This window comes from Allocoleopsis sp. (genome assembly GCF_036703385.1).
Lineage (GTDB): Bacteria > Cyanobacteriota > Cyanobacteriia > Cyanobacteriales > Coleofasciculaceae > Allocoleopsis.
On sequence record NZ_DATNPA010000030.1, the window covers coordinates 1 to 11,246 of the forward strand.

An 11,246-nucleotide genomic window follows, 5' to 3' on the forward strand; every position below is an offset into this window, starting at 1 on the left:
ATGCCTAATTTTTTCTAAAATTAAGGCAAACTCCGATCTACCAAGAAGTTCACTCACGGGGGATACTGGGTTTTGAGCAAATCCCAATCGGAGGAAACCACTCAAGCCTATGACGACCCAAGAGCCAAACCCCGAAACCCTCTCTACCGAAACCTTGTCAACAGAAGAGATCGTTGCTACTGAGTTAGTTGAGGATAGTACTACCGTCAACCATGTGGAAATCATCGAAACTGTGATTTCCAGCCTCGATCAAGAAAACACCGCGATGGTGAGCCATAACGAAGACGGCTACATGTGGAAGTTTAAGTACGGTAGTGTTGAAGTGTTTGTGCAACTTAGTGGTTCTACCGATGATGACACCTTCGCCGTTTGGTCTTCGGTGCTTCCGCTTCCTGCTAAAAATGAGCCAGAGTTAATGCGCAAGCTACTAGAAATGAACTGGTCTGATACTTTTGAATCCCGCTTTGCTATTTTCGATAGCCAAGTGGTGGTATTATCGTCGCGAACTGTAGCCGAACTCGCGCCAGGAGAAATTTCTCGTGCGATTACGGTTGTAGCCACCATTGCAGATGACAACGACGACGCATTACAGGCTGAGTTTGGTGCAGCGTAGAGCCTGTGATGAGTACTCGTCAGCCTGAACGTGCAATTTGAGAGCTTGAGATGCATCAAGCCAACTCCATGCCACATCCTGCCTCATCCTGGCGCTTGATTCCGTTATTGCGGGCGTCGGGACAGGTTCAGATGGCCATTGACCGCTGGCTCCTGGAGCAGCACCAAGCAGGAAAGCAGCCTCCAGTGTTGCGATTTTACACTTGGGCATCACCAACCCTTTCATTAGGCTATCATCAACGCCGATGGCCTGCTTCCTGGCAGCAGCTCACTTGGGAAGAAAAACCAGTCCCTGTGGTGCGCCGTCCCACCGGGGGACGCGCTGTGCTGCACCAGGGAGATTTAACTTACATGGTGGTTACATCCGGGCTGACGGGCAAGCGCCAGGACATCTATCAAAGGATTTGTGAGTTTTTGATTGAAGGTTGGCGATCGCTGGGTATGGAACTCCACTATGGTTCAGCGGGACGCGAATATCTTCACAATCCTAGCTGTTTTGGCACAGCTACAGGCGCTGATTTACTCTCGGTTGAGGGCTATAAGCTTATTGGTAGCGCTCAGTTGCAACGGGGAAATGCAACTTTACAGCATGGTTCCCTGCGTTTGTCAAGAGATACCGAGTTATTTACCCAAGTTTTTGGTGAACCAGCCCCGCCTCCAGTCAAGTTCCCCATTCAGCAGCAGGGAGACGCCCTCATTCAGACTGTAATAGAAGCGCTAACGGAATCTGCCTGTCGTTGTTTTGACGTTGAGTTAGTCACGCAACCTTTATCAGAGGTGGAGTGGCAAGAGATTGGGGCATTGCCGCCCTTAAGCCTATAACACTTAATTAGTGGGATGCACCTGTGGAGGTTTGGCATCAGCTCATAGTCTTAATAGCCGATAGACTCAAGCTAAATCCAGGCAATCTCACTCTCATCTCCGGATTCCCACTCACGACTCCCGACTCCCCAAACCGAAAGTTTTTGTGAAGCTCTGTCACCGCCCCGTAAAATACAGTTTGTATCCCATCGAATCTCTTGGGACAGCTAATCCTCGATCGCCTGTGCAATCTGTGATAGTTGCAACCCTGGAGGATAAGTATTCTCCGCTTTAATCCGCTTGATCTCCGTCTCTGAAATCAGCATATTCAGTTTTTTGGCGACAGCACGAACAATATCGCCCCGATCAATCACACCAGAGACGGCACTGGCTGGGGAGAGCACGGTTAAGTGATTTCGCGATTCGGTTTCCAGGCGCTTAATCACCTCTACCAGAGGAGTCTTCTCCTCCACGGTGGCAATTTCGGATAAGGGGTGCACAATACTCTCTAGAGTCTCAATTTCCCAGTGGCTGCGCTCGATAACCTGTAAATCCTCAATCGCCACCAAACCGCGATAACGCCCATTAGCAGCCCCGTAGTAGGGTATTGGGGTCTGAAGGTCTGCCAGGATATACTCGTCGGCAAAGGAGCGCAAGGTTTGATTGGCATCCACGACTCGAAACTCACGGGTCATAGTCTCTGATGCCGTAACCTGGAGTAAGGCTTCTTGTAGAGTGGTCAATCGCTCGTAGGCCGTGGCATTGCGGAAGACAAACCCACCAATCAGCGCTAGCCAAATTGCAAAGAGTTGACCCTCCTTAAGTATCAGGAATAGCCCGATCGCGATCGTAACTCCCCCCAATATTTTGCCGGTTTGGGCTGCCCAACGCACCCCCTGAAAACGGCTACCCGTCAGTTTCCAAATCGCCGCTTTCAGAACTTGTCCCCCATCTAAGGGCAGTCCCGGAATTAAGTTAAATACCCCTAAAATCAAATTAATGTTAGCCAGATCTAGGGCTAAAACCTCTGCGATACTCTCGTTCGGCAACACCTGAGCCAGTGAATAGAGTAAACCAAATAGCGCAAAGCTCACAGCTGGGCCAGCGATCGCCACTTGAAAGGCTTGACCGGGCGTTTTTGATTCGCGATCAATGGACGCCACCCCGCCAAAGATAAACAGGGTAATGGAGTTGACTTTGATACCTTGCGATCGCGCCACTAAACTATGACCCAGTTCATGCAAAAGCACTGAAGCAAACAACAATAGTGCCATCGCCAACCCAGCACTCCAGGCTAAAACCAACTCGAAACGTCCGGAGAAATCCAAGGCGTTAATCAGGGTTACCAACGCTAAGATAAAAAACCACGACGGGTCTAAAAACAGCGGGATTCCGAATAAAGAGCCAATTCGCCAGTTTGCCTGCATCAGATTTTCCCCTCCTTCGACGTTTGACCCAATTTTGGATTTTGGATTTTGGATTAAAAGAATTTTTGATTCATGCCCCGTCCTTGTGGGCTCATGCTATCTCAAATCAAGCTGCGCTACGTCCGCGACATCGAAGCCCAGATAGTGCCTCTGATTACCAGGATACGACCAAAATTAAAACGCCCAGGTTGAGCAGCAAGCTGCCCAAGCGTTGGGCGTCTTTCGAGACTTATTTATTTTCCTCGACAGGAAGCGTTGTTTAGAACAGGCCAGTGTTGGTCAGCCCTAAAATGGAACCCACTCCCAAGATATGACCGAAGCTGATACCCGCTAGTAATTCCGGGACACCAAAATTTTTACCCAAAACTGGCTCTAGTAAGGATAGGGAAGGCCCCCTGCCCTTGTTCTGAATACCAATACGGGCAATGATCAGGCCAAGGATTATGCAAATACCCATCACCAGGAACTGATTCCCGCTCGCGGCAGGTGTAGCGGGGACGGTTTCCTGTACTGCTGCCAGTAAAATTGAATAAATCAAGATGTCTTCTCCTTTCGTGATCAACCTAAATACAAGTCCAATACCAGAAGGCTACCGAGTAACAGCCGTTCTCCCGTCTGCCTTGCGAATGATTGCGGTTCACGAAAAGGACGTTTTAGACAACTTCATCAATAGTAATACTCAGCTATTCCACATTTAGCTTCCTGCCGTTGGGACAGGCAAGATGCCCATCCCACAGGATGTTTAACAACAACGATAGTACAAACTAAATGTGGAGCAGCTTATGCTTCTAAAGAGCACCTGCGTTGCTCAGTCCCAAGATCACACCAGCGCCCAGGATATGACCAAAGCTGGTGGTTGCCAAGAGTTCAGGAATGCCAAAGTTGGCTAAAATCGCAGGCTTGGAACCCGGTAAATCTGGGCCTACTCCTTTTTTCTGAATGGCGAAGCGACCAATGGCGAAAGCAAACAAGTTGCACAAAACCATGACTAGCCCTACGCTAGGACTCCACTCTGGTGTCGTGGGAACAGTAGCTTGGACAGCGGCGAATAAAAGTGAGTTAATAAACATTGATTTCCTTGGTTGATGAATTCGATCCGAACAAAAAAATCATAAAAAGGTTTAGTAACAATTTCACAAGTTGTTTTAAGAATTAACACTTTTACCTCAGTTTTTGATATAAAACTAAACAAAACCTCAAAAACAGCAAAGTTTAATAAAGGATGACCATGCGGGTCAAAATTTGTGGTATTACCAAACCAGAGCAAGGTCAGGCGATCGCACAACTCGGAGCAACAGCCCTCGGCTTTATCTGTGTGCCAGCCTCTCCGCGTTACGTGACGTCGGGTCAAATTCGGGCAGTCAGGGAGCAGTTAGTCGTACCGATAGACTGTATTGGTGTATTTGCCGATGCAGCTTGTGAAGAAATCTGTCAAATTGTGACCCACGCAGGTTTGAGTGCCGTCCAGCTGCATGGCACTGAATCCCTCGAATTTTGCGAAAAGTTACGCTATGCTCTGCCTGAGATAGAAATTCTCAAAGCTGTGAGGGTGAAGACGCCAGACTGTTTAGATCGGGCGGTGACTTACATTAATTGTGTAGATACGCTCTTGCTCGATGCTTACCATCCTCAACTGCTAGGAGGTACGGGTAAAACCTTAGACTGGGAGACTCTGCGGGAATTTCGCCCTAACATCCCTTGGTTACTGGCTGGTGGCTTGACGCCGGATAACATCTTAGACGCATTAAGTGAGTTGCAACCCAGTGGGATTGATTTATCGAGTGGCGTGGAGCGATCGCCCGGAGATAAAGATTTAGACAAAGTCACCTTGCTGTTTGAGCGATTGCGTAGCTTGAGTTAGGCTTTATGCAAAGTTTGCCTACCCACACCACAAAACAACAGCACCCCCCTTATTAGACTCCGAGAGGTACTGTTGCCTTATGGAGCAGATAGCTGCTTACTGATTCTCAAACTAGGTAACCACTAGACCCGCATCCAGTAATAAAGGCTACCCACCTAAGAGTCTCAGAACACAGCTACCATTCGGTTTGTAGCGCTTGCCCCATACCCAAACCTATAAATTGACTACCGCCGATAGTCAGAACCAGAACGGACACTTACTTCCGGCTCATGCATAGAACGACTCTGTACGGTTTCTCGACGATTTCTACCAGCTAAACCCGCTAATCCAGCTAAACCGAGTAGACCTAACCAACCCCAGTCAAAGTCATCATTAGTATTAGTGGCATCCACATCTCCAGTTCGCTGATTGTAGGTATTGGAGTTAGGAGCCGTATCTTGGGTTTGGGCTTGTGCAGGAACCGTTAAAGGGAAAATAGCTAAACTTGCGGCGATCGCACCAGCACCAATGAATTTGGAAACACTAGAAATCTTCATAATTACATCCTCCTCTTTTAAAACCACTGGGCTACCGATAATCAGAGCGAGAACGAGCTACTACATCAGGGTCTTGGGTGCTGTAATGAACTGTTTCTTGGCGCTTTTTAGGAAGTAAACCGGCTAAACCCGCTAGACCTAGTAGACCTAACCAGCCCCAGTCAAAATCATCAGTATTGTCAGTATTAGCAGTACTCACACCCCCAGATTGCTGACTGGAGGTCGTATCAGGAGCTGTATTTTGATTTTGGGTTTGAGCTTGTGCAGGAACCGTTAAAGGGAAAATAGCTAAACTTGCAGCGATCGCACCAGCGCTAACCACCTTAGATACCTTAGAAAGCTTCATGAGTTAATCTCCTTTTGTTTTGTCTTAAGCTGTTTCTAATCTCCCTAAGCTTAGGTTGCGCAAAAATTAGTTGAATCAATCTTTAGCCATAAACCCTAAACTCCTGTTGCCTCCACTCAGGAGATAGAAAAGCCAATCGATCAGTCTCTCTAAAAGAGGAGAGTAAAAAAACTTAATCTCGGCAAAAGACATTCCCTAAGGCGATCCCCTTATTTAAAAGACATCTCACCTCAAAGGAGCCTTTTGAACCAGAATAAATAAAGTTGATAGGATTACCGAAAAAGCTGAGGAGGTAGTAATGGCTGTACTCGAAGGAATGTGGCAACATAACTATATTTTCAGCAATGGCATAAGGCTGCATTATGTCACCCAAGGTGAAGGGCCGCTGATGCTGATGCTGCACGGATTTCCAGAGTTTTGGTACTCGTGGCGTCACCAAATTCCAGAATTTGCGAAGGATTATAAGGTGGTTGCGATCGATCTGCGCGGTTACAACGATAGCGACAAGCCGCCAGAGCAATCCGCTTATGTAATGAGTGAACTGATTAAAGATGTTGAGGGTGTGATTAAAGGATTGGGATATGAGCGCTGCGTGTTAGTGGCTCATGACTGGGGTGGTGCGATCGCATGGAACTTTACCTATGCTCACCCGAACATGGTAGAACGGCTGATTGTGCTGAACATTCCTCATCCCGCCAAATTTGTGGAAGGCTTGCGGACTCCCCAGCAGTTGATGCGCAGCTGGTATGTCTTCTTCTTCCAGATGCCCATACTACCGGAATTGTGGTTGCAGTCATTCGACTACGAAGCAGTAGGCAATGCGTTTGTGAATATGGCGATTGATCAAAACGCCTTCACTCCAGCCGACATCGAAGCCTACAAGGATGCGGCGGCGAAGCGTGGTGCACTGACGGCGATGGTTAACTATTACCGCAATATTTTCACCAGTGCTCGACAACAGGATTGGAGTTTACTCGATGTACCAACTTTAATGATTTGGGGTGAGGAGGACACAGCGTTGGGTAAAGAGTTGACTTACGGGACGCAAGAATTCGTCAGAGACTTCCAACTTCGCTACATTCCCAACTGTAGCCACTGGGTGCAGCAGGAAAAGCCGGAATTAGTGAATCAGTATATGCGCGAGTTCCTGGCGGGATAGCTTCTATGTTGTCCCCATTCTTCCAGCGGTTAACTGGGTGCGAAAAATTGTAAAGGTATTTATCCCCTTTGGGTTTAGACTTAACACATTTAACTTTCTGAAACCCCGGACTAGCAAGGGTTAAACCATCCAAAATCCAAAATCCAAATGGTTTAGCCTGTGAGGGTAAAGCAATTTCAGGTGTTTTTGGGAATCCGCACAGCTCATGATGGACTGAGGATAGAGTGTCCTTACTCTGCAATTGGGAATTAGCTATAACTTCTATCATCAAGCAAGATTTTGTATTTTATACATATTTTTTTACAATTGTGACAAATTGCGGAATAGCCTTAACCCTTCTAATTATTCTTTGATTCAATTTGTGCGGATGTAGCAAAAATTCGAGCGAAGAAGAAAGACATAAAAGCTCCTTCAATTTTACCCTCGGCTTGCTGCTGGGGGTTTTTTATTGAATCCCTCGTGTTCGTGTCCCAGAGCTTTTCCAGAGCGGCGAAGGATTATGCTAAGCTTATCGGCATTCCAAAATCTAAAATCAAAAATGGTATAACGCGCTTCAGCAAGCTTACCTACCCTTGAGCCATTGGCTACAGAATTGATTCATGATATCTCTATGAGTGTCCTATTCCGCGTCCCCATGTCATAGCCAATGACACCATTCTTCCGCCTGAGTGTATCTGGGCATCACTCTTTGACCACTACCTTAGAGAAGAAGGAGACCGGAGCTTGTGTGATAGGGTTAGCGGAATGGCTCCCTAGGAGCTAGTAGGACGTAAACATTACGCATTTGCGTAGTTTGCGTGTACCGTGTATCCCAGTTCAGAGAAGAGAAGGGGGGATTGTAGCGGGTTAGTTATTCCTGCCACGCTACACTAACAATCTAAACACCTTCAGCCAAGCCAAACTCTTGTTACTAGGAACAAGCATGAGCCAGTTTGGAGGTACTCTAAAAAAATGGAGTCTCACTGGTAGATTTGGCAAAGCTTTTGCTTGATACTGCCCGGTACCAACATCGACCGAGGTAGTCCTTGCAGACCTGAATACACAAAACTGTTCTAATCTAGGAAAAACTGCCGTGGATGCGGGGAATCAGCAGAGGATTTTAGGCTATTTCATCGAGGAAGCAAAAGAACACCTCGACACCCTGGAAAAGGGGCTTTTAGATCTGCGCACGGTTGTGCAAGATCCGGAGCGGGTGAATGAAATGTTTCGCGCTGCCCACTCTGTGAAGGGAGGGGCGGCAATGCTAGGCTTTGCCAGTATTCAGAAAACAGCGCACCGCTTAGAGGATTCGTTTAAAATTCTCAAAGAAAATACCATCAAGGTTGACCAAAAGCTGGAGACTTTATTTCTACAGGGGTACGATACCCTGAAAGACTTAATCGAACAGCTGCAAGGGCCGTTTGGCTTGCGGGAAGAGGACGCCCAGAAAAAGATGCAAGCGGCAGAACCAGAGTTTGCCAAGTTACAGGAGTACCTCAACCGCTTAGTGAGTGGTACTAGTGCAGCGCCTGCCTCGGATAGGCAAAAGCCAGAGTCGCTTCCCGCGAACTTTGCGCCTCAGGTAACAGAAATTTTGAGACAGATGTTGCAGCTATTTAAACAAGCGGATACACCAGCCAGTCGCCAACAACTTCAGACGATGTGCAAGCGTTTAGTACAGTTAGGGGCGGGGATTAAACCTTGGCAAGGGCTGATTCAAGTTTCCTATAAAGCGATCGCAAATCCTAAAAATGCCTATCCGGCGCTAGCCCCCATCGTGATTAAGGAACTCAAGGTAGCTAGCGATAAGTTGCAACACGGAAAAGCCAGTGAACTCAAGCCCAGTCCAGAATTGCAGAAACTCGCCACAGCACCAGCAGCTACGGTTAGTGCACCAGCACCAACAGCTACTCCCGCTAAGGAAAAGGAGAAACCAGCGGCGGCACCACAAGCAACTAGTACTACGCCAAAACAGATTACCCTACCGCTGGAACCCAAAGCCGCCGCCAAGGTGCTTGTCAAAGCGTTTGATAAACCGCAACTCGTGCAACTGGTTAAGTTACTGGCTCAAGCCACTCGCTCCCCATCTTAGGGGATTGGGAAGAAGAGGTTGGAAGTTGGTAGGTTGGCAGGTTGATGAATTCCAACCTTCAACGTTCAACCTTCAACGTTCAACCTTCAACCTTCAACCTTCAACCTTCACTGTCCAAAATAGCGTCCTGCCATCCCTAAAGCATCAGCGATATCGACATCGCCATCCCCATCAGCATCTAAAAACGTATTCAGAACGGGATTTGACCCTTGGCCTTGTGAAGTACTGCTACCCGTTTGCAGGAACTTTAACACTAAGGGAAGCAGCATCGGCAACATAGCTTGAACCGTACCCGAACTTAAACCCGTCCGGCCTTCGACTTCCTGAACCATCTGCTGGATTTGAGGAGTACTGAATAGCAACTGGACGGCTTGAGTGCTAGGCTGAGTACCGCCGAATTGATTGACAAATTCTTGAGTCTGCTGTTCACCCTCGTTAGCTCGCTTTTCTTGCAGCGCAGAGCGAGCATAGCTTCCAACAACCGATAAGACGGATTGGATGGTTGAGGGGTCAGTATTAGCATTATTACTTAACTGCTGAACTGTACTGAGAATCTCGCCGATCTGACCAGGACTTGCTTGCTGAGAGGGATTATCGATCGCACCGAGGATTTGGTCGAACAAGCTCATGATTTTTCCTCCGTTTTCGCCAACTACAGAGTATAGCTAATCCTAGCGTTCAAGCAGGTAACTTCTTCTTGCGCGATTCCTCTGGCACTCGGTTCTGTGTGCCTAATGTCCAGTCTGTAGAGGCGTATTGTGATACTCTCATATCCAGTCCCCCATACCCAAGCGATTGCTGTTGACTCGGAAGTGCGAATGCCTCTGGCACCACGCGAAGCGCGATCGCAAATTCAGTCCCCACTCCTACCTGAGAGTTGCAGGTAATTTTGCCGCCATGTTTCTCGACAATAATTTGATGGCTAATCGCTAAACCCAACCCTGTCGCTACACCTGTTGATTTGGTGGTAAAAAAGGCATCAAATATCTTGGCCTGATTTTCTGGAGAGATGCCGGAACCGTTATCCGTAATTTTGACAACCACGCAGTTCTCATTCTCAAGTTCTGTTGCGATCGTAATCTGTTTTTCGTTTTTCACCTCTTCTAAAGCATCAATTGCATTACTCAATAGATTCATAAATACCTGATACAACAGGCTCCCATAGCCTTTAATCTCTGGAATATTGCCATAATTGCGAATCACGGTAATATTCCTCTTGATGCGACTGTCTAGAATAAGTAAGGTACTATCGATACAGGCATGTAAATCAACTGGATGTGCAATGGCTTCGTCCAATCGAGAAAAATCTTTCAGGCTCAAAATGATCTGAGCTATTCGTTGGGCACCCGAATTCATCGAATGTAGAACTTGCAGCAAGTCCTTTTTGATAAAGTTAAAATCGGTTTCCTCAAGCTTTAATTGCACGGCTGGGGGAGGATAAGGAATCTCGCTTGTGTAAGTTTCTAGTAGGGATAACAAGTCTTTAATATATTCACTTGCATAAGCGGAGTTACCATAAATAAAGTTAACCGGGTCACTAATTTCATGGGCAACTCCGGCAATCATTCGTCCCAGACTAGACATTTTTTCCTGATGAATTAGCTGGGAATAGTTTGCCGTCTTTTGTGCCTCAAGAAGTTGATTCACTTGTAGAATGAGCTGATTCAGAGAGATGGTTAAATCTGCGACTTCATCTTCAGTGGTAACGAGTGCTTGTAAATTGAAATTTTTATCCTGAGTGACCTGCTGGGCAACTTTTGTTGTCGCTTGAATCGGACGTGCGATCGCACGACTGGTGTAAATCGCTAAAATGATGGCAATCGCTACTGAAAACAAGATACTGCCAGTAATAATTCTCAGCCGAATTTGGTCTGCCGCGATTGCCTCTGCCCTGGATTGCTCATATTCTTTATCGGCAAAATGAATCAGATCGGTTAGAGTATCTATAAGATTCTCAACCTTATCGTCCAAAGCGCTATCGCTCGAATTTAAAAGTTTTTGGCGAGCATTCTCTCTTTCTTCTGACTTCAAAGTAGGTGAAGTCATTTGCTTTAAAATAACTACTGTCCGCTGAAAATATTCTTTGACAAATGGGTCATTCGTCGTTACAATTCGCTTAAAAAGTGCGAGTTCACCAGGTCTATCTTGAGGATTAACCTTTTTCGGATTTTCATAAGATGCTTTAAAGGTAGCCCAAGCCTGGTTAAATTCATTTATATGCTCTATTAAATGATTATAATCTTCCTGCAATCGTTCTGGGTTTTTGGCTGATTTAAAGTAGTTTTGTTGGTGAGATTGTGCGTGTAATAGCATCGTTTGCAAGTGCTGAAGAGAACGAATCTCTTCTTGAGCATTCTTTTCTTCTAATCTCGCCTTTTGTTGACAGTAATCTCCGACTACGAATCCTGCCGTAGTTCCTAGTACAGCAATACC

General features: G+C 46.7%; 13 protein-coding genes. 6 read left to right on the top strand and 7 right to left on the bottom strand.

The features are described 5' to 3' along the window. The first annotated feature begins 109 nt into the window (after positions 1-109). Both V6C93_RS01555 and V6C93_RS01560 read left to right on the top strand, forming a co-directional pair. The gene (locus V6C93_RS01555) at positions 110-613 is read left to right on the top strand and encodes a YbjN domain-containing protein (protein WP_333474881.1); all 504 of its coding nucleotides are present in this window, start codon (positions 110-112) and stop codon (positions 611-613) included. Positions 614-663: 50 nt separating this feature from the next. Next, on the top strand, positions 664-1,434 hold the full coding sequence (locus V6C93_RS01560; RefSeq protein ID WP_333474882.1) for a biotin/lipoate A/B protein ligase family protein: 771 nt from the start codon (positions 664-666) through the stop codon (positions 1,432-1,434). Positions 1,435-1,640: 206 nt separating this feature from the next. Here the strand turns inward: V6C93_RS01560 and V6C93_RS01565 are convergent, their stop codons facing one another. Together V6C93_RS01565 and psaK (V6C93_RS01570) are read right to left on the bottom strand one after the other, a co-directional pair. Then, complete coding sequence (locus tag V6C93_RS01565; RefSeq protein WP_333474883.1) at positions 1,641-2,840, bottom strand: site-2 protease family protein; 1,200 nt, start codon at positions 2,838-2,840, stop codon at positions 1,641-1,643. A gap of 259 nt (positions 2,841-3,099) precedes the next feature. Beyond that, entirely contained in the window at positions 3,100-3,378 is a 279-nt protein-coding gene (psaK, locus tag V6C93_RS01570; RefSeq protein WP_333474884.1) for a photosystem I reaction center subunit PsaK, read from the bottom strand. Position 3,379: 1 nt separating this feature from the next. Here psaK (V6C93_RS01570) and V6C93_RS01575 point away from each other — a divergent pair, with 1 nt between their 5' ends. Beyond that, positions 3,380-3,538: a hypothetical protein gene (locus V6C93_RS01575; RefSeq protein ID WP_333474885.1), complete on the top strand. Its 159-nt coding sequence runs from the start codon at positions 3,380-3,382 to the stop codon at positions 3,536-3,538. Between the two features lie 90 nt (positions 3,539-3,628). On the opposite strand, the gene psaK (V6C93_RS01580) is transcribed toward V6C93_RS01575, so the two are convergent. Continuing rightward, on the bottom strand, positions 3,629-3,910 hold the full coding sequence (gene psaK / locus V6C93_RS01580; RefSeq protein WP_333474886.1) for a photosystem I reaction center subunit PsaK: 282 nt from the start codon (positions 3,908-3,910) through the stop codon (positions 3,629-3,631). A 158-nt stretch (positions 3,911-4,068) separates the two neighbouring features. Here psaK (V6C93_RS01580) and V6C93_RS01585 point away from each other — a divergent pair, with 158 nt between their 5' ends. Next, positions 4,069-4,701 (top strand): phosphoribosylanthranilate isomerase, encoded by a 633-nt coding sequence (locus V6C93_RS01585; RefSeq protein ID WP_333474887.1) that lies wholly within the window; start codon positions 4,069-4,071, stop codon positions 4,699-4,701. Between the two features lie 224 nt (positions 4,702-4,925). On the opposite strand, the gene V6C93_RS01590 is transcribed toward V6C93_RS01585, so the two are convergent. Together V6C93_RS01590 and V6C93_RS01595 are read right to left on the bottom strand one after the other, a co-directional pair. Further along, complete coding sequence (locus V6C93_RS01590; protein ID WP_333474888.1) at positions 4,926-5,237, bottom strand: WGxxGxxG family protein; 312 nt, start codon at positions 5,235-5,237, stop codon at positions 4,926-4,928. A gap of 31 nt (positions 5,238-5,268) precedes the next feature. Then, positions 5,269-5,583, bottom strand: coding sequence for a WGxxGxxG family protein (locus tag V6C93_RS01595; protein ID WP_333474889.1), 315 nt, complete (start codon positions 5,581-5,583; stop codon positions 5,269-5,271). Between the two features lie 298 nt (positions 5,584-5,881). On the opposite strand from V6C93_RS01595, the gene V6C93_RS01600 reads away from it, so the two are divergent. After that, positions 5,882-6,742, top strand: coding sequence for an alpha/beta hydrolase (locus tag V6C93_RS01600; RefSeq protein WP_333474890.1), 861 nt, complete (start codon positions 5,882-5,884; stop codon positions 6,740-6,742). 1,072 nt (positions 6,743-7,814) lie between these two features. Beyond that, entirely contained in the window at positions 7,815-8,813 is a 999-nt protein-coding gene (locus V6C93_RS01605) for an Hpt domain-containing protein (protein ID WP_333474891.1), read from the top strand. 107 nt (positions 8,814-8,920) lie between these two features. On the opposite strand, the gene V6C93_RS01610 is transcribed toward V6C93_RS01605, so the two are convergent. Together V6C93_RS01610 and V6C93_RS01615 are read right to left on the bottom strand one after the other, a co-directional pair. Next, on the bottom strand, positions 8,921-9,442 hold the full coding sequence (locus V6C93_RS01610) for a DUF937 domain-containing protein (RefSeq protein ID WP_333474892.1): 522 nt from the start codon (positions 9,440-9,442) through the stop codon (positions 8,921-8,923). A gap of 49 nt (positions 9,443-9,491) precedes the next feature. Beyond that, positions 9,492-11,246 (bottom strand): sensor histidine kinase (locus tag V6C93_RS01615; RefSeq protein ID WP_333474893.1); only part of this gene is annotated, 1,755 nt, incomplete at its 5' end.